This window comes from Dyella japonica, assembly GCF_040545895.1.
Classification (GTDB): domain Bacteria; phylum Pseudomonadota; class Gammaproteobacteria; order Xanthomonadales; family Rhodanobacteraceae; genus Dyella; species Dyella japonica_D.
In genome coordinates this window covers 377,792-396,471 of the sequence record NZ_JBEPMU010000003.1, presented here as the reverse complement: position 1 = coordinate 396,471, position 18,680 = coordinate 377,792, and the positions used below count along the sequence as shown (strand labels likewise).

Sequence of the window (18,680 nt, the reverse complement as noted above, 5' to 3'; positions counted from 1 at the left end):
TCAACGGCTGGGCACGGTACCCAGCGCGACGTACGGCTCTTCGTGCGCGGTGGGATGGTTGATGCCCCAGGCCCTGACGATGGCCCGCAGGGTGAAGGCGACCATCGTCAGGATGAGCAGCATGAAGATGCCGGTGAGCGCGGCATCGACATAGTTGTTGGTCACGATGCGCTGCATTTCCTCCACCGTCTTGGCCGGAGCCAGCAGCTTGCCGTCAGCCGCAGCCTGCGCGTACTTCTGCGCAGCGGCGGTGAAACTGATCGGGCCGCTGAGCTTCTCCCAGCCGGCGGTGAGCGTGCACACGCACAGCCAGATCGCCGGAATGCCGGGCACCAGCACGTAGCGCTCGCGCTTGAGCTTCACCGTCACCACGGTGGCCAGCATCAGCGCCACCGCGGCCAGCATCTGGTTGGCGATACCGAACAACGGCCACAGCGTGTTGATGCCGCCCAGTGGATCGACCGCGCCCTGGTACAGGAAGTAACCCCACAGGCCCACGCAGATGGCGGTGGCCAGCAGGTTGCCCGTCCACGATTCGGTGTGCTGCAGCGGCTTGTGGATGAGGCCGGCGATCTCCTGGATCATGAAGCGGCCCACGCGCGTGCCGGCATCCACCGTGGTGAGGATGAACAGCGCTTCGAACAGGATGGCGTAGTGGTACCAGAACGCCATCATGCCTTCGCCGGGAACGATGCCGTGCAGCAGCTGGGCCATGCCCACCGCCAGCGTTGGCGCACCACCGGCGCGGCTCAGGATGCTCGACTCGCCGATGTTCTTGGCCGTGTTGAGCAGCTCATCGGGCGTCACCACGAAGCCCCACTGGCTGATGGCGGTCGCGGCCGACTGCGCGGTGGTGCCGATCAGCGCCGCCGGCGAGTTCATCGCGAAATACACTCCCGGATGCAGCGAGGCAGCCGCGATCAGCGCCATGATGGCCACGAAAGCCTCCATCAGCATGCCGCCGTAGCCCACCATGCGCGCCTCGCCTTCGCTGGCGATCAGCTTGGGCGTGGTACCCGAGGCAATGATCGAATGCCAGCCCGATACCGCGCCGCAGGCGATGGTGATGAACAGGAACGGGAACAGGTTGCCCTGGAACACCGGTCCGGTGCCGTCGATGAACTTGGTGATGGCCGGCATCTGCAGCGTGGGCGCCGCCAGGAAGATGGCCAGCGCCAACAGCATGATGGTGCCGATCTTGAGGAAGGTGGAAAGGTAATCGCGCGGCGCCAGCAGCAACCACACCGGCAACACAGAGGCGCAGAAGCCATAGGCGATCAGCAGCCAGGCCAGCGACTTCGCGTCGAAATCGAACACGGTCGACCAGGTCGGTGACGCGGCCACGTGCGAACCGAACCAGATCGAGGCCAGCAGCAGGATCAGGCCGATGATCGACACTTCGAGTATCTTGCCCGGCCGCAGCCAGCGCAGATACACGCCCATCAGCAGTGCGATCGGAATGGTCGCTGCCACGGTGAAGGTGCCCCAGGGACTGTGCGTCAGCGCTTTGACCACCACCAGCGCCAGCACCGCCAGCACGATCATCATCAGCACCAGCACGCCGAACATGGCGACCACGCCGGCAGTTGGACCCAATTCGTCGCGCAGCATGTTGCCCAGCGAGCGGCCGTCGCGTCGCACCGACAGGCCGAGGATCATGAAGTCCTGCACCGCGCCGGCGAACACCACGCCGAACAAGATCCACAGCGTGCCGGGCAGATAACCCATCTGCGCCGCCAGCACCGGACCCACCAGCGGACCTGCGCCCGCGATGGCCGCGAAGTGGTGCCCGAACACCACCCACTTGTCGGTGGGTACATAGTCCAGGCCATCATTGCGCAACACGGCTGGCGTGGCCCGGGTCGGGTCCATGCGCAGCACCTTGTCGTTGATGAACTTGCCGTAGAAGCGGTAGCCGATCACGAACACCGCGATGGCCGCGGCGACCAGCCAGATCGCGTTGATTGGTTCGCCCCGGCGCAGGGCGACCACACCCAGGCACCAGGCGCCGACGATGGCGATGGCGGCCCACAGGATCTTTCCTGCGGGGCTTGGTTTGACGGCGACGGTAGACATTCGCATTGGCTCCTGGAAAGTCCCCAGCAAGGGTCGTCCCGGGGGCGGCGGGGGTCAACAACATATTGCGCCGGCCTGCATTAGCCATTGGTCGAATGGTCAAGGCGCCGGGGCGCATTCCGTCGTGGCTGCCGGCGCGTACACTGGTGGTCTTTCCGGCGCGGCTTGCGGCGACGGTAAACCCATGACAAGGCGAGGTTTTGGTCCATGATCCGCGACATCCTCAAGATGGGCGATCCACGGCTGTTGCGGGTGGCCCCGCCCGTGCCCGACGCCATGATCGGCAGTGCGGAGCTCGATGCGCTGATCGCCGACATGTTCGACACCATGCACGACGCCGGCGGCGTCGGCCTGGCCGCGCCGCAGATTGGCGTGGACCTGCAACTGGTGATCTTCGGCTTCGACCAGTCCGAGCGGTACCCGGATGCTCCGGCGGTTCCGCGCACCATCCTGCTCAACCCGGTGATCACGCCGCTGTCGCAGGACATGGAGGAAGGCTGGGAAGGCTGCCTGTCCGTGCCGGGCCTGCGTGGTGCGGTGAACCGCTATTCGCTGATCCGCTATCAAGGTGTTGACCCGAAGGGTGCGCAGATCGACCGCAACGCGGAGGGTTTTCATGCGCGCGTGGTGCAGCATGAGTGCGATCACCTGATCGGGCGGCTGTATCCGTCGCGCATCACGGACTTCACCAAGTTTGGGTATACCGAGGTGTTGTTTCCGGGGATGGATTTGGCGGACGACTGAGGCGCTCTTCTTTTTGTTCGTCATCCCGGCGTAGGCCGGAGGAGCCTTTCAACAGCCGAAGGCTGGTCATCCAGTGACTTTGCGCTTAGTTGTCGCGGTACGGCGACCTGGCTCGCCTGCGGCGGGCTTCCGTCCTCCTGCCGGAGGCCGGGTCACTTTTCTTTGCTTGCCCAAAGAAAAGTAACCACCGAGATGGTGGCAATGCCAAAAGAAAAGGCACCCCGGATGACGCGCCTTCCGGGCTACGCCCGGAAGGTACGCGAGCGGGTTACGGGGTTTTTCGACAGGACATCCTTGTCCTGTCGAAAAACTGGCACGCATCCGTGCGGCCACCCTGCGGGCTTTCCTTCACCCGCCCGCCGCTGTCATACGGGGACCCCGAGGAGCGGGAGCGAAAGCTCGGGGTAGAAACGCATTTGCGAGCACCCGCCCCCTCTCCCCAGCCCTCTCCCACAAGGGGAGAGGGAGAAGTGCGGTGCGTGGCGAAGATCCAACGCTCGCAGCTTGGAGCCATGCAGTGACGTCCTGCTTTAAGCCCTCTTCGCCCCGGCGCGTTGCGGCGTAGCCGTACCGTCGATTAGAGAGATCGTGACGATCCAGGCTCTAAAACCGTCAAGGCTCGTATCCCACAGAACGCTATGAGCCTATTGCTCTGAAGGCCATTTTCTTTGGGTTACTTTTCTTTTGGGCCAGCAAAAGAAAAGTGACTCGAGCGGCGGCAGCCGATCGAAACGCCCGCTGCGTAGGCGGCCAGATCGCGGAGTCATTGCATAAGCGCGATCACACGCGATCGCGACAACCAAGCGAAAAGTCACTGGATGACCAGCCTTCGGCTGTTGAAAAGCGCCTCCTGCTTTCGCAGGAATGACGAGCTGGGAAGTCTTCGACTACTGAGAGGCGCCTCCTCCTCTTGCCCCCTTTGAGCCGGGATAACCGAAAACCCAGCCGCGCTTTCAGCCCCGGCGCCCTTCGCCCCCGCCCCCCCTGCAGGACCAACAAACAAGAAAACGCGCGCTGAGCCGAAACACCCACCTCCAACAACTCCTGCCAGCCCACCGTTGGCCACCTTCAAGGGCCCATGCCCATCCACCCGGCCCCGCGAACCCGGCCCCCAATCCCCGTCAACCCGTTGCGATTCCCTCCAAATCCGGCAACCCTACGCGCTGACCTGCCCCCGGGCAGGCCCGACGCATTCACGCTGCCGCAGGGCGGCCACCAGGGGACCCATCACATGACCGGACGACTTTCGTGAGCGGCAATCTTTCCCAAACCGAAAATCGCAAAGAGCTGACCGTCCGCGGTCTCATCCTGGGCGTGATCATCACGGTGGTGTTCACCGCTGCCAACGTCTTCTTCGGCCTCAAGGCCGGCCTCACCTTCGCCACCTCGATTCCGGCGGCGGTGATTTCCATGGCCCTGCTGCGCGGGTTCAAGAATTCCACCATCCAGGAAAACAACATCGTGCAGACCATCGCTTCGGCGGCGGGCACGTTGTCGTCCATCATCTTCGTGCTGCCGGGCATGATCATGATTGGCTGGTGGACGGGCTTCCCGTTCTGGACCTCGTTCGCCGTGTGCGCGCTGGGCGGCATCCTGGGTGTGATGTATTCGATCCCGCTGCGTCGCGCGCTGGTGACGACGTCCGACCTGCCGTATCCGGAAGGCCTGGCCTGCGCCGAGGTGCTGAAGGTCGGCAGCGGCGACGATGCCGATGCCGGCAGCGTGGAAGAAGGCCGCGCCGGTCTGCTTGCGGTGCTGTGGGGTTCCATCGTGTCGGCGCTGTTTGCGGTGATTGTGGCCACCCAGGTGTTCGCCAGCGACTTCGTGCGCTACTTCCGCGTGAACGACAAGGGCTCGGTCAGCGGCTTCGATTTCAATCTTTCCTTCGCGCTGTTCGCCATTGGCCACCTGGTGGGCCTGTCGGTGGGTATCGCCATGCTTATCGGTGCGATCATCGGCTGGGGCTGGGGCGTGCCGCATTACTCGCTGTTGGGCGACATGAGTGCGTCGGTGGCGGACCTGGCCAACGGCACCTGGAGCCACAAGGTGCGCTTCGTGGGCGCGGGCGCCATCGGCGTGTCGGCCATCTGGACGCTCGCCAAGCTGGTGAAGCCGGTGATCAGCGGCCTGACCTCGGCCATGGCCGCCTCGAAAGTGCGCAAGGCCGGCAACGCCGATTCGCTGCCGCGCACCGAGCGCGACATCCCGATCGGCATCGTGGGCCTGATCACGCTGGCGTGCTTCATCCCGATCGCCTGGCTGCTCGGCTATTTCGGTGAGATCAGCGGCCTGGGCGACCATGTCGCCGTGCTCGCCATTGGCGGCGTGGCCTTCGTGGTGCTGATGGGCTTCTTCGTCTCCACCGTGTGCGGCTACATGGCCGGCCTGATCGGTTCGTCCAACAGCCCGCTGTCGGGCGTGGGCATCCTGGTGGTTATCGCTGCGGCGCTGCTGCTGGTGGCGTTCGTGAAGCCGCACGTGGGGCCGGAAGAGGGCAAGGCGTTGGTAGCGTTTGCGCTGTTCATCACCTCGGTGGTCTTCACCGTGGCAGCCATCGCCAACAACAACCTGCAGGATCTGAAGACCGGCCAGCTGGTGGATGCCACGCCCTGGCGCCAGCAGGTGGCGCTGGTCATTGGCGTGATCGCAGGCGCCGCAGTGATTCCGCCGGTGCTCGATCTGCTCAACAAGGCCTACGGTTTCGTCGGCGTGGCGGGCGCGGGTGCGCATGCGCTGCCGGCGCCGCAGGCCGGACTTATTTCGGCGCTGGCGAACGGTGTGATCACCGGCAACATCGACTGGAGCCTGATCATCACCGGCATCTGGATCGGCGTGGCCATCATCATCGTGGACGAGGTCCTGGCGCGCACCACCAAGCACATGCGCATCCCGCCGCTGGCGGTGGGCCTGGGCATCTACCTGCCCACGGTGAGCACGCTGATGGTGGTGGTCGGTTCGGTGGTTGGCTGGTATTTCGACCGTCGGGCCGACCGTTCGAAGCGGCCGGAAACCACCAAGCAACTCGGCGTGCTGCTGGCCTCGGGCCTGATCGTGGGCGAGAGCGTGATCGGCGTGGTCATCGCCTTCATCGTCGGCCTGTCAGGCAAGGGCGCGCCGCTGGCGCTGGTAGGCGAGAGCTTCGGCGACGCCGCGCAGTGGATCGGCGGCATTGCCTTCGCGGTGATCGTGCTGGTGCTCTACCGCTGGATCGCACGCATGGCCAACGGGCTACCCGGCAAGTCCTGAATCACGCGGTCGCGACCTGCCTGAAGCGGGCGCGACCGAATGTCATGCCTGCATGCCACGATCGAACAGAAGAGCACGTTGACCGGCTATCCTAGGCGGTCGCGAATGTCTTGCGCGATGGTCATGTGGAGGCGGTAAACGCGTGGTGGAGCAGACAGGGGCACAAGCCCCGATTCCCGGTGAAGTGCTTGCTCGCCCTGGCCTGATGGTCAGGTTGCGCAGGCTCGCCGGTCCACTGCTTTCGGTGGCCATGCTTTGCCTGGCGCTGTGGGCGCTGCACCGCCTCGCCAGCGAAGTGAGCTACCGCGAGGTGGCCCGCTACGTCCACGGGCTGGAGAATTATCGCGTCGCGCTGGCCGTGTTGCTCACGGCCGGCAGCTACGGCGTGATGATCCTGTACGACTGGTTTGGCCTCGCCTACATCGGCAAGCGATTGCCGGGCGCACAGGTCAGCCTGATCTCCTTCATCAGCTACGCCTTCAGCAATGCGCTGGGCATGGCGCTGCTGATCTCCGGTTCCATCCGCTACCGCTTCTACATCCAGGCCGGCCTTTCCACCGCCGAAGTGGCCAAAGTGGTGGTCTACACCACGCTGAGTTTCTGGCTGGGCCTGAGCGCGCTCACCGGCGTCACCTTGCTGCTGGTGCCGGTGCCTTCGTCGCTGCCGCTGGCCAATTGGCGTCTTCCGGTTGCCGCGGTGCTTACGCTCATTCCGCTCTTGTGGATCGTGGGCAGCCGGCTGCTTGGACGTCCACTGCGCCTGTGGCGTTGGCGCGTGAGCCTGCCCAGCACGCTGGTCGCCGCGCGACAGGTGCTCGTCGGCGCGGTGGACTGGGGCCTGGCCGCCTACGTGCTCTATCTGCTGATGCCCAACCAGGTGGACACGGGCTTCGGCCACTTCCTCGCCATCTTCGTGCTGGCGCAGATCGCCGGTTTGATCAGCCACGTGCCGGGCGGCCTGGGCGTGTTCGAGGCGGTGATGCTGGCCGGCTTCGGCGCGGAGGGAAACCAGGGCCTGGAAGCGCCCATCCTCGGCGCGCTGGCGGCGTATCGCCTGATCTACTACTTCCTGCCGCTGTTCGCGGCGACCGTGGTGGTGTTGTGGCGCGAGGCGCGCGGCCTGCGCCAGAAGACCTTGCTGGCGCCGTGGTTCACCGGTTTGCTGCCGCCATTCTTCGCTGGCCTCACGCTGGTGTCGGGTGCGGTGCTGCTGTTCTCGGGCGCCACCTCGGCGTTGCCCGCGCGCATGGCGATTCTGCGCGATGTGTTGCCGCTGGCCGTGCTGGAAGTGTCCCACTTCCTGTCCAGCGTGGTCGGCATGATGTTGCTGATCCTTGCGCGCGGCCTGCAGCGGCGCCTCGATGCGGCGTATGTGCTTACGCTGATCCTGCTGGTGCTGGGCGCGGTGCTGTCCCTGCTCAAGGGCATCGATTACGAAGAAGCCACGCTGCTGTCACTGTTGGCGCTTGCGCTTGCGCCGGCGCACAAGCTGTTCTATCGGCGCGCGTCGATGTTCAGTGCGAGCTTCTCGTGGGGCTGGATCATCGCCATCGTGGCCGTGCTCGGTTGCGCAGGCTGGCTGGTCGGCTTCAGCTACAAGCACGTGGAATACAGCAACAACCTGTGGTGGGAATTCAGCTTCTATCATGGTGGTGCGCCGCGCGCGTTGCGCGCGCTGGTGGGTGCCACGGCGGCGGGCCTGCTGTTTGCGCTGGCCAACCTCATTCGTCCCGCGCGGCCGGACCTGCATCTTCCCAACGAGGAGGATTTGCAGCGCGCGCTGCCGCTGATCAAGAACTACAACTCCGCGCAGGCGCACCTCGCGCTGATGGGCGACAAGACGTTGTTGTTCGATGCGGACAACCGCGCCTTCATCATGTACGACGTGGAAGGCCGCAGCTGGGTAGCCATGGGCGACCCGGTGGGCGAGAACGAAGAAGCACGCCGCGAACTGGTGTGGACCTTCCGCGACCAGTGCGAACGCGCGGGTGGCTGGCCGCTGTTCTACCAGGTACGCCAGGACGATCTGGACCTGTACCTGGAAGTGGGTATGAACTTCCTCAAGATCGGTGAGGAAGCCCGCGTGGAACTGGCCGGCTTCAACCTCGACGGCAAGTCCAAGAAGGTGTTGCGCAACACCATCAACAAGCTCACCCGCGAAGGCATGCGCATGGACATCGTGCCGGCCGATGCGGTGCCCGCGCTGATGCCGCAATTGAAGAAGATTTCCGATGCGTGGATGCGCGACAAGGGCGTGCGCGAGAAAGGCTTCTCGCTGGGCACGTTCGACCCGCGTTATCTGGAACGCACGCCGATGGCGCTGGTGTGGCAGGGCGAGGAACTGGTGGCGTTCGCCAACCTGTTCCTCACCGACAACAAGGAAGAGGCCTCGCTGGACCTGATGCGGCACCTGCCCGACAGCACGGCCGGCATCATGGACTTCCTGTTCGTGAACCTCATGCAGTGGTCCAAGCAGGAAGGCTACCGCTGGTTCAACCTCGGCATGGCACCGTTCTCCGGCCTGCAGAACCGCCGCAGCGCGCCGCTGTGGAGCCGCCTGGGCGCGATGCTGTTCGGTCGCGGCGAGCGCTTCTACAACTTCCGTGGCCTGCACAAGTACAAGGACAAATTCGACCCGGTGTGGGAACCTCGGTATCTTGCGGTGCCTAACGGCATTGCGTTGCCGCTGGTGTTCGCCAATGTGGCGAGCCTCATTTCGGGTGGACTCTCAGGCATGGTGCGCCGTTGAAACGATTCTGGAAGTGGTTGGTTCTCGTTCTGTTGATCGCTGCCGGCGCGGGCCTCTGGGCCTGGCAGCCGTGGCATCACGCGAGCATGGACGAGTCGCTGGTGCAGGTGCCGGCGCAGGCCGGCGTCACGCCGCTGGCGGGGCGCGAAGACGTGGTGGCGATCTTCTACTCCGGTGACGGCGGCTGGCGCGATCTCGACCAGTCGCTGGGCAAGATCATCGCCTCGCACGGCATCCCCGTGGAAGGCGTGAGCCTGCTGCAGTACTACTGGCGCGAGAAGAACGCGGACGCTTCGGCGGCGGACCTCGACGCGCTGATCACCCGCACGTTGGCGCAGAACGGCAAGAAGCGCGTGTGGCTGATCGGCTTCTCCTTCGGTGCCGACGTGCTGCCGACCATCGTGGGCAAGCTCAGTCCCGAAGGGCGCGCGCGGGTCGCGCAGATCGTGCTGCTTTCGCCCAGCAAGGACGTGAACTTCGAGATCGAGATGGAAGGCTATATCTCGGCGCGCGAAGGCTGGTGGAAGACGCACACGCAGGATTTCTTCCAGTGGCTCAACCCCGTCCATCATTACGATGCGATGCCGCCGCTGGTGGCCTTGAATGGCCATCCATCCGTGATGTGCTACTACGGCATCAAGGACAAGGCGGACACCATCTGCGCCGATGCGGCCCTGCCGTCCTGGGTGAAGGTCTACGAAAAGACCGGCGACCATCACTTCGATTACAACTACGAAGGCCTGGCGCAGCAGATGATCCACGACCTGCCGGCTGCGCAGTAAACGCGATCTACCGGCCGGAGCGCACGCTGTGCGCGACCGGCCATGTGTCGCGCCTTGCGCCGACGCGGTCCACCACGCGGATGTTGTGATGGAGAGACTGGGCTGATGGATGCAACGACGAACCCGCCTGCGCAACGCAACGCCGGCATCGACCTGCTGCGCGGCCTTTCCATCCTGCTGGTGGTGCTGCATCACATCGGCTTGCGCATTCCGTTGCGCAAGACCGTTTTGCTCGATGTGCTGCCCAAGAGCCTGCTCACAGCCGTCAACTTCAACGGCTACGAAGCGGTGTTCATCTTCTTCGTGATCTCCGGATTCCTGATCACCCGCAATGCGCTTCATCGAAGCGGTTCGCTCGCCAGCATCGATCTGCGCGCGTTCTACGCGCGGCGCTTCTCGCGCATCGCGCCTTGCCTGTTGTTGCTGGTGGCCGTGTTGAGCGTGCTGCATCTGGCCAGCCTGCCCGACTACGTCATCCACCGGGAAGGGCAGTCGCTGCCGCGCGCCATCGTGGCGGCGCTGGGCTTCCACTTGAACTGGTACGAAGGCATGACGGGCTATCTGCCCGGCAACTGGGACGTGTTGTGGTCATTGTCGATCGAAGAAGTGTTCTATCTCGGCTTTCCCATCGTGTGCCTGCTCACCCGGCGAACGTGGGTGCTCGTGCCGGTGCTGATCGTGCTGGCGCTGTCGTTGCCGTGGACACGCGGAGCGCTTGCGGACAATGAGATCTGGCAGGAAAAGGCGTACCTGCCGGGCATGGCAGCGATCGCCACCGGCGTGCTCGGTGCACTGATGGTGCAGCGATGGCACAGCGTGCCGCGCGGTATCGCGGCGATGCTCAGTGTCGCCGGTGCGTTTGGCCTCTACCTGGTGATGTTCGAGGGCAGGTGGTTGTGGCAGGCGATGCACGACGGCTCCATGCTCGTGCTGACCGGTGCTGCGCTGTGCCTCGTGCTTGCCAGCGCCTGGTCGCGTTCGCATCTCGCCTCCTGGCGTGGCCTGGGTTGGCTGCGCTCGTGGGGACGCCTGAGCTACGAGATCTATCTCACCCACATGTTCGTGGTGTACAGCGTCGTGCGCTTGTTCAAGGCCATGGGCGGCAACGTGTCGCTTGGTTTTCTCTGGTACCTGCCCGCGTTGCCCATGTGCTGGCTGCTTGGAAAAGGGCTCGAACACTTCGCATCCACGCCCGCCGAGCGATGGTTGCGCCGTAGGTTGCAGGTGGGCACCCAGGCCTCACTGGCGCCTGCGGAGCAGGGCGTGCAGGCCACTTGAGAAAGGCGGGCGAGGGCGCCAGATCTTCCTTCACGCGTGGCTTGCGTCCAGCACCTGGATGTCGCGGCACTTTCAAAGGAAGAAAGACATGCTTGGCAACGTCGGCGAAGTTCGGCAGCTCCGCTTCGGCACGATCGAGACGCTGGTGTTCGCCGGCGGCGGCAATCGTTGCTGGTGGCAGGCGGGCGCGGTGCGGCACTTGATGGAATCGGGCGTGCGTCTTCCGGCGCAACTGGTGGGCACGAGTGCGGGCGCGGGCGTGGCGGCTTCCTTCCTGGTCAAGGGCGCCGAAACGGCGTTGCAGGCTTGCCAGAATCTCTACCGCGACAACCCGGCGATCTTCGACTGGTCGGGTCTGGCAAGGTTCAAGCTGACCTTTGCGCATCAACAGATTTATCCCGCCTGGGTCAACGCCTTCTTGAACGCCGATACGTTTGCGTTGCTGGGCCGCTCGTCGTCGCGGCTGACGGTGGCGCTCACGCGCCCCGCGCGATTCCTCGGCCTGCGTGGTTCGGTGGCGGCAGGAACGCTGGCTTATCTGGTCGACAAATACCTGTGGAACAGCATCCATCCCCGCCTTCCACGGATGCTGGGGCTGCGCCAGGACTTCATGGTGTTGAACGATTGTGGCGATGTCGAAACCGCGCAGAATCTTCTCGTGGCCGCCGCGTCGGCGCCGCCCATCATGTCGGCGCGAGCGATCGGAAACGGGCATGCCATCGATGGCGGCTACACGGACAATGCACCGATTCCGCTGCAGTCCGACGCCGAGCGCGCCAAGACCCTGGTGATGCTCACACGGCACTATCCGAAGCTGCCGCCGATGTTCACCTGGCGAGGTCGTACCTATTGGCAGCCGAGCCAACGCATTCCTGTGTCGACCTGGGATTGCACGCCCAAGGCTACGGTTCGCGACGCCTACGACCTGGGTGCAGGGGATGCCGTGGATGCCTTGCGTGGCGGCTTGATCCGATAGCCGATCAAGCGCTACCGATCAGATGATCCAACCGAGATCCAAGCGGCCTTTCAGCGGAAACGGTTGATCGTATCGCGCAGGTCTTGCGCGGCAGCGCGTGCGGCCTGAGCGAAATCCTCGCCGTTGCCGGCGTAGAGAATGGCGCGCGACGAGCTGATCATCAGGCCCGTGCCGTTCGCCGTGCGGCCATGTGCAAGCACCGCTTCCACATCGCCGCCTTGTGCGCCGATGCCGGGCACCAGCAACGGCATGTCGCCGACGATGGCGCGCACTTTGCCGAGTTCTTCCGGCCATGTCGCACCGGTGACCAGCGCGCAGTTGCCATGGGCGTTCCAGTCGCGTGCGATGGTTTCGGCCACGCGCAGGTACAGCGGCAAGCCGCCGCAATCGAGCGCCTGGAAATCCGCGCCGCCCGGGTTGGAGGTGCGGCACAGCAGGATCACGCCCTTGTCCGCGCGATCGAGGAAGGGCTGCGCGGAATCGCGGCCCATGTACGGATTCAAGGTGACGGCGTCAGCCTTGTAGCGATCGAACGCTTCGGCGGCATAGTGCTGCGCGGTGCTGCCGATGTCGCCACGCTTTGAGTCGAGGATCACCGGCACGCCGGGATGCTTCTCGTGGATGTGCGCGATCAGTCGTTCCAGTGCGTCTTCCGCACGCAGCGCGGCGAAGTGCGCGATCTGCGGTTTGTATGCGCAGACGAGGTCGGCAGTGGCATCGACGATGTCGCGGCAGAATTCGAACACCGCATCCGCGTGGCCCTTCAGATGCGCGGGGAATTTCGCGGGCTCGGGATCGAGACCGACGCAGACGAGGGAGTCATGGTCAGCCCATGCCTGTTGCAGGGATTGCATGAAGTGCATCGGATTCTCCAAACAGGAGTGAGGGGAGAGAAGTGAGGAGTGAGAGAAGGGCGCAGCAGCCTCTCGCTTCTCACTCCTCTTCGCTCATTTCTCGCTCTTACGCCAGCTTCTTGTACTTCACGCGATGCGGCTTCGCAGCTTCATCGCCGAGACGACGCTTCTTGTCCGCTTCGTACTCGTTGTAGTTGCCCGGGAAGAATTCCACGTGCGAGTCGCCTTCGAACGCGATGATGTGCGTGGCGATGCGGTCGAGGAACCAGCGGTCATGCGAGATGACCACGGCGCAGCCGGGGAATTCCAGCAGCGCGTCTTCCAGTGCACGCAGCGTTTCGACGTCAAGGTCGTTCGACGGTTCGTCGAGCAGCAACACGTTGCCGCCCTGCAGCAGGGTCTTGGCCATGTGCAGGCGACCGCGCTCACCGCCAGACAACTGGCCGACGATCTTCTGCTGGTCGGTGCCCTTGAAGTTGAAGCGGCCGATGTAGGCGCGCGACTGGATCTCGAAGTTGCCGATGGTGAGGATGTCCGAACCGCCGGACACTTCCTGCCACACGTTGTTCTTCGGATCGAGCGCGTCGCGCGACTGGTCGACGTAGGCGAGCTTGACCGTGTGGCCCAGCTTCACTTCGCCGGAATCGGGCTGCTCTTTGCCCATGATCATCTTCATGAAGGTGGACTTGCCGGCGCCGTTCGGGCCGATCACGCCGACGATGGCGCCCGGCGGGATCTTGAACGACAGGTCTTCGATGAGCACGCGATCGCCGAACGCCTTGTTGACGTTCTTGAACTCGATCACTTCCTGGCCCAGGCGCTCGCCCGGCGGAATGAAGATTTCATTGGTTTCGTTGCGGCGCTGGTACTCGACCGAGTTCAGTTCCTCGAAGCGGTTGAGGCGCGCCTTGCCCTTGGACTGACGGCCCTTGGCCGCCGAGCGCACCCACTCCAGTTCCTTCTCGATGGCTTTCTGGCGCGACTTTTCCTGCGAGGCTTCCTGCTTGAGGCGGGCGTCCTTCTGCTCCAGCCACTCGGTGTAGTTGCCCTTCCACGGAATGCCGCGGCCGCGATCTAGTTCGAGAATCCACTCGGCGGCGTTGTCGAGGAAGTAGCGATCATGCGTCACCGCCACGACGGTGCCCGGGTAGTTCTGCAGGAACTGCTCCAGCCAATCCACGGACTCGGCGTCCAAGTGGTTGGTGGGCTCGTCGAGCAGCAGCATGTCGGGCTTGGAGAGCAGCAGGCGACACAGCGCCACGCGGCGCTTTTCACCACCGGACAGCGGGCCGATCTTGGCGTCCCACGGCGGCAGGCGCAGCGCGTCGGCGGCCACTTCGAGCTGGCGCTCCAGCGCGTGCGCGTCGTTCACGGCCAGCACGTTTTCAAGTTCCTGCTGCTCGGCGGCCAGCTTGTCGAAATCGGCGCCTTCTTCGGCGTAGGCGGCGTAGACCTCTTCCAGGCGCTTCTGCGCGTCGAGGATGACGGAGACGCCTTCCTCGACGGATTCACGGACGGTCTTTTCCGGATCGAGCTGCGGCTCCTGCGCGAGGTAGCCGACCTTGATGCCCGGCTGCGGACGGGCTTCGCCCTGGAAGTCCTTGTCGACGCCGGCCATGATGCGCAGCACCGTGGACTTGCCCGCGCCGTTCACGCCCAGCAGGCCGATCTTGGCGCCGGGGAAGAAGCTCAGCGAGATGTCCTTGATGATGTGGCGCTTCGGGGGAACGATCTTGCTGACCCCGTTCATGGTGTAGATGTACTGCATGGAACCTCCGGCGGCGTGCACGGTGCCGGCCGGGAGGGCAGGCGGTGCGATCAGAGTGGGTGTAAACCACTCATTATAGCGGTTTGTGGGGTCGCGCCGGTGACGATGGCCCGGTCTCGGCGATGCTTCAGCCCGCCTTCTGCCATGTGGCGCCCCCTGTCTGCCCGGCGCGGCGGCCAGGCTCTGGGGTTTTCCCAGGGAAGGACGAAATGAGGACCGGAACGCTGGTTTCAACGGGCGAGTGGCGCGCCCTGGCGACGCTGGACGAACGCGTCGCTGGCTGGACTCGCCGGCAAGGCGCCTGGGCGGTCGCCCTGCACGAGCTGGTCTGCTTCGGCATCAAGCAGGCCCGCGCGTGCCTGTTCGGCGGCTGCATGCTGGCGCTGTTGCTGGCCACCTGGGCCTGGTATCCCGCCGATGCGTGGCTGGCGCGCTACGACTTCCTGGTGCTGGCGGCGCTGGCCATGCAGGTGGTGTTGATCGCACTGGGGCTGGAGACGCGGGACGAGGCGAAGGTGATCCTGTGTTTCCACGTGGTCGGTACGGCGATGGAGGTGTTCAAGACCGCCATGGGTTCGTGGATCTATCCGGAGGCTTCCGTGCTGCGCATCGGTGGCGTGCCGCTGTTCACAGGATTCATGTATGGCGCGGTGGGCAGTTACATTGCCCGCGCGTGGCGGCTGTTCGAATTCCGCTTCATTCGCCATCCCCCGTTCGCGGCGACGGCGTGGCTCGCGCTGGCGATCTACGTGAATTTCTTCACGCATCATTTCCTGCCCGACGTTCGCTGGCTGTTGTTTGCAGCGCTGGCAGCCTTGTTTGGCCGCACCTGGGTGTTGTTCCGCGTGCGCCATGCGTATCGCAGGATGCCCTTGCTGCTGGGCTTCGTGCTGGTGGCGGTGTTCATCTGGTTCGCCGAGAACCTGGGCACGTTCGCATCGGCGTGGCGTTATCCGGCGCAACGCCAAGGCTGGGCCATGGTGCCGCTGGACAAGCTGGGCGCGTGGCTCCTGCTGATGGTGATCAGCTACGTGCTGGTGTCCGCGGTGGCGCGTCGAAAGCGATAAATCGTGTCGATCAGCGCGGTGGCTTGGCCGCATCGAACACGGCGCTCACGGTGCGCGTGTGCAGCGACGCGGCGTCGTAACCTGCGGGCAGCATGCCGGCGATTTCCAGCATCACGGCGCCATGCAGGGAAGCCCAGATCTGATGGCCGATGATGGGGGCGTCGGCATCCGCGGCGACGGTGCCTTCGGCCATCATCACCTCCACGTGCGCGGCGATGGTGCGCCACATGCGTTCGTATGCCTGGCGATAGGCCGGGTCGTCGCGACGCGTCTCCGGGTATTCGAACATCAGCCGATACGTGGCGGTATTCGTTCGGGCGAAGCCGATATAGGCGTCGCGCACGGCACGGCTGCGCGTGCGGCCGTCGCCGGGTGATTCCAGCGCGCGTTCCAGCGCTTCGGAAAAGCGGTTCAGGCCGCGCGTGCGCACGGCCGTGATGATCTCTTCCTTGTTGTCGAAGTAGCGATAGGGCGTCATGGTGCCCACGCCCAGTTCGCCGGCCAGGCGCCGCATGGTGACGGCGGCCGGGCCTTCTTCCACGTAGATCGTCGCCGCCGCTTCGCACAGGCGTTGGCGGAAGGCTTCGGTTTCCTGCTCACTAAGCGCCTTGGGCACGGGTCAGCCCTTCACGTTCAGCGTCTTGCGGAAGAAGGCCAGCGCATCGGCATTCACCTGCGCATGCACCTCGGTGCGGTCCACGCCGGCGGGGTCGACGCACATGGGCGGAATCTCCTTGGCCAGATCGGGCGAGCAGGGTGGCAGGAATACCCAGTGATCGGCGTGCGGCACTTCCTTCACGGCATACAGCGTCTTGATCAGCGGCTGGATGTGCCTGGCGTTGGCTTCCGGCGGCAGCACCGTGTCGTTCTGCCCGTAGTAGAGGAAGACCGGGATGCGCACGTTGTCGAAACCGTGGTCGTCGAAGATGAGGCTGAGCGGTGCCATCGCAAAAACCGCCTTCACGCGCGGATCGGCGGTGTCGCCGTACTTGCCGAGCTGGCCCTGCATATCGTCGAGCACCTGCTCCATGGTCTTGCCCTGCTTGGCGGCATTGGCCTTGAACTCCGCGGCATGGCCGCAGACGTCCTTGTCGTTTGGGTAGCGCTGGCAAAAGGCAACGAAACGGACGAAATGCGGCTTGGCGCCGGCCACCATCAGCGAGGTGTAGCCGCCAGCGGAGAAGCCGGCGACGCCGATGCGGCTGGGATCGATCAGCGCTTTCCACTTCGGATCGTCGAGCAAGGTGGTGATGGCGGACTTCACCTGCACCGGGCGACCGGCCAGCACTTCGATACTTCCGACCTTGCTGGTATCGCGAAAGTAGTCGCCCAGATGGTTGAGCGTGGCCACCACGAAACCGTGGCTGGCCAGATAGACGGCTAGATCGTGATGGCCCAGGTCGCTGCCGCCGTTGCCGTGAGAAAGGATTACCAGCGGCTTGGCGCCCGGGATGGCCGACGCGTCGGGGGTGGCGGCGACGTTGTACGGCCCCAGCGCGGTAGTGCCTTTGGTGGCCTGGGCGGAGGGATAGAACACGTCACCATCGGTGAGCTTGCCGCTCACCGGGTCGGGAATCTGGATGGCGGCGATGCCCACGCCCGTGACACCGGAGGCGAACGCCGCCAGTGGCAGGAGCAGGGGCACGATCAGGGCAAACCGGGCGACAGCGTGCAGCAAGGACAGGGGATGTGCGTGGGCGCGGGACGGCTGAATCGGCATGGCGAAAGTCCGTGGTCTGAGTTGCGTGCAACGTACGGTACATTGTACGAAATGCGATCGCAACTTGTCCGAAGGTGGCCGCACTACCACATCACGGCTACACTTTTGCGTTCCAACCCCTACGCGCCACCCCCACGAGGTCAGGATGTTTCCGAAGCACGAGACGATCGCCGGTTACGACAACGAACTGGCCCAGGCCATGGCCGACGAAGCCCGCCGTCAGGAGGACCACGTCGAGCTGATCGCTTCGGAGAACTACGCCAGCCCCCGCGTGATGGAAGCCCAGGGCAGCGTGCTCACCAACAAGTACGCCGAGGGCTACCCCGGCAAGCGCTACTACGGCGGTTGCGAATTCGTGGACGTGGCCGAACGCCTCGCCATCGATCGCCTGAAGCAGCTGTTCGGCGCCAACTACGCCAACGTGCAGCCGCACTCGGGTTCGCAGGCCAACCAGGCCGTGTACCTGGCGCTGCTCAATCCGGGCGACACCATCCTGGGCATGTCGCTCGCGCATGGCGGCCATCTCACCCACGGCGCCAAGGTCAACGTGTCGGGCAAGCTGTTCAACGCCGTGCAGTACGGCGTGAACGAGCAGGGTCTGGTCGATTACGACGAAGTCGAGCGCCTCGCCGTCGAGCACAAGCCGAAGATGATCGTGGCCGGTTTCAGCGCCTACTCGCAGGTGATGGACTGGGCGCGCTTCCGCGCCATCGCCGACAAGGTCGGTGCCTACCTGTTCGTGGACATGGCCCACGTTGCCGGCCTCGTCGCCGCAGGCGTGTATCCGAACCCGCTGCCGCACGCGCACGTCGTCACCTCCACCACGCACAAGACGCTGCGCGGCCCGCGCGGCGGCATCATCGTGGCGAAGGACGCCGGCGAAGAAATCGAGAAGAAGCTGCAGTCCATCGTATTCCCGGGCATCCAGGGCGGTCCGCTGATGCACGTGATCGCGGCCAAGGCCGTGGCCTTCAAGGAAGCGTTGGAGCCGGCGTTCAAGACCTACCAGGAACAGGTGGTGAAGAACGCCAAGGCGATGGCCAAGACCTTCATCGAGCGCGGCTACAAGATCGTTTCCGGCGGCACCGAGAATCACCTGATGCTGGTGGACCTGATCGGCCGCGACGTCACCGGCAAAGATGCCGAAGAAGCGCTGGGCAAGGCGCACATCACGGTCAACAAGAACGCCGTGCCGAACGACCCGCGCAAGCCGTTCGTCACCTCCGGCCTGCGCGTGGGTACGCCGGCCGTCACCACCCGCGGCTACAAGGAAGCGGATGTGGTCGAACTCACGCAGTGGATCTGCGACGTGCTCGACGCACCGAACGATGACGCCGTCATCGCCAAGGTGCGTGAGAAGGTCACGGCGCAGTGCCACAAGTTCCCGGTGTACGGGTGAGAGCGAGAAGCGAGTGAAGAG

General features: G+C 64.6%; 13 protein-coding genes. 8 read left to right on the top strand and 5 right to left on the bottom strand.

What is annotated here, in order from left to right:
- Positions 1-2,076 (bottom strand): carbon starvation CstA family protein, encoded by a 2,076-nt coding sequence (locus ABIC75_RS12035; protein WP_354014094.1) that lies wholly within the window; start codon positions 2,074-2,076, stop codon positions 1-3.
- A gap of 207 nt (positions 2,077-2,283) precedes the next feature.
- On the opposite strand from ABIC75_RS12035, the gene def reads away from it, so the two are divergent.
- From def to ABIC75_RS12005, 6 genes are all read left to right on the top strand, one after another.
- A complete protein-coding gene (def, locus tag ABIC75_RS12030; RefSeq protein ID WP_354014093.1) occupies positions 2,284-2,820 on the top strand; it encodes a peptide deformylase in 537 nt (178 codons plus the stop codon).
- Between the two features lie 1,248 nt (positions 2,821-4,068).
- Complete coding sequence (locus ABIC75_RS12025) at positions 4,069-6,066, top strand: OPT family oligopeptide transporter (protein ID WP_354014092.1); 1,998 nt, start codon at positions 4,069-4,071, stop codon at positions 6,064-6,066.
- A gap of 142 nt (positions 6,067-6,208) precedes the next feature.
- A complete protein-coding gene (gene mprF, locus ABIC75_RS12020) occupies positions 6,209-8,815 on the top strand; it encodes a bifunctional lysylphosphatidylglycerol flippase/synthetase MprF (protein WP_354014091.1) in 2,607 nt (868 codons plus the stop codon).
- A 17-nt stretch (positions 8,816-8,832) separates the two neighbouring features.
- Positions 8,833-9,597 (top strand): AcvB/VirJ family lysyl-phosphatidylglycerol hydrolase, encoded by a 765-nt coding sequence (locus ABIC75_RS12015; protein ID WP_354014090.1) that lies wholly within the window; start codon positions 8,833-8,835, stop codon positions 9,595-9,597.
- 105 nt (positions 9,598-9,702) lie between these two features.
- Positions 9,703-10,875, top strand: a complete 1,173-nt coding sequence (locus tag ABIC75_RS12010; protein WP_354014089.1) for an acyltransferase family protein — start codon at positions 9,703-9,705, stop codon at positions 10,873-10,875.
- A gap of 88 nt (positions 10,876-10,963) precedes the next feature.
- Complete coding sequence (locus ABIC75_RS12005) at positions 10,964-11,851, top strand: patatin-like phospholipase family protein (protein WP_354014088.1); 888 nt, start codon at positions 10,964-10,966, stop codon at positions 11,849-11,851.
- Positions 11,852-11,901: 50 nt separating this feature from the next.
- On the opposite strand, the gene pyrF is transcribed toward ABIC75_RS12005, so the two are convergent.
- Together pyrF and ettA are read right to left on the bottom strand one after the other, a co-directional pair.
- A complete protein-coding gene (gene pyrF / locus ABIC75_RS12000) occupies positions 11,902-12,714 on the bottom strand; it encodes an orotidine-5'-phosphate decarboxylase (RefSeq protein ID WP_354014087.1) in 813 nt (270 codons plus the stop codon).
- A 97-nt stretch (positions 12,715-12,811) separates the two neighbouring features.
- A complete protein-coding gene (ettA, locus tag ABIC75_RS11995) occupies positions 12,812-14,473 on the bottom strand; it encodes an energy-dependent translational throttle protein EttA (RefSeq protein WP_019464029.1) in 1,662 nt (553 codons plus the stop codon).
- Between the two features lie 209 nt (positions 14,474-14,682).
- Here ettA and ABIC75_RS11990 point away from each other — a divergent pair, with 209 nt between their 5' ends.
- Positions 14,683-15,540: a DUF817 domain-containing protein gene (locus tag ABIC75_RS11990; RefSeq protein WP_354014086.1), complete on the top strand. Its 858-nt coding sequence runs from the start codon at positions 14,683-14,685 to the stop codon at positions 15,538-15,540.
- A 10-nt stretch (positions 15,541-15,550) separates the two neighbouring features.
- Here the strand turns inward: ABIC75_RS11990 and ABIC75_RS11985 are convergent, their stop codons facing one another.
- Complete coding sequence (locus tag ABIC75_RS11985; RefSeq protein ID WP_354014085.1) at positions 15,551-16,156, bottom strand: TetR/AcrR family transcriptional regulator; 606 nt, start codon at positions 16,154-16,156, stop codon at positions 15,551-15,553.
- Between the two features lie 3 nt (positions 16,157-16,159).
- Positions 16,160-17,260, bottom strand: a complete 1,101-nt coding sequence (locus ABIC75_RS11980; RefSeq protein ID WP_354014084.1) for an alpha/beta hydrolase family protein — start codon at positions 17,258-17,260, stop codon at positions 16,160-16,162.
- A 145-nt stretch (positions 17,261-17,405) separates the two neighbouring features.
- On the opposite strand from ABIC75_RS11980, the gene glyA reads away from it, so the two are divergent.
- On the top strand, positions 17,406-18,659 hold the full coding sequence (gene glyA, locus ABIC75_RS11975) for a serine hydroxymethyltransferase (RefSeq protein WP_354014083.1): 1,254 nt from the start codon (positions 17,406-17,408) through the stop codon (positions 18,657-18,659).
- Positions 18,660-18,680 lie beyond the last annotated feature (21 nt).

Bases quoted from the DNA above. Each gene is read 5' to 3' on its own strand.
- glyA (WP_354014083.1), top strand. From the start codon at position 17,406: ATGTTTCCGAAGCACGAGACGATCGCCGGTTACGACAACGAACTGGCC.
- def (WP_354014093.1), top strand. From the start codon at position 2,284: ATGATCCGCGACATCCTCAAGATGGGCGATCCACGGCTGTTGCGGGTG.
- ABIC75_RS12010 (WP_354014089.1), top strand. From the start codon at position 9,703: ATGGATGCAACGACGAACCCGCCTGCGCAACGCAACGCCGGCATCGAC.
- ABIC75_RS12005 (WP_354014088.1), top strand. From the start codon at position 10,964: ATGCTTGGCAACGTCGGCGAAGTTCGGCAGCTCCGCTTCGGCACGATC.
- ettA (WP_019464029.1), bottom strand. From the start codon at position 14,473: ATGCAGTACATCTACACCATGAACGGGGTCAGCAAGATCGTTCCCCCG.
- pyrF (WP_354014087.1), bottom strand. From the start codon at position 12,714: ATGCACTTCATGCAATCCCTGCAACAGGCATGGGCTGACCATGACTCC.
- ABIC75_RS11990 (WP_354014086.1), top strand. From the start codon at position 14,683: ATGAGGACCGGAACGCTGGTTTCAACGGGCGAGTGGCGCGCCCTGGCG.
- ABIC75_RS12035 (WP_354014094.1), bottom strand. From the start codon at position 2,076: ATGTCTACCGTCGCCGTCAAACCAAGCCCCGCAGGAAAGATCCTGTGG.
- ABIC75_RS11980 (WP_354014084.1), bottom strand. From the start codon at position 17,260: ATGCCGATTCAGCCGTCCCGCGCCCACGCACATCCCCTGTCCTTGCTG.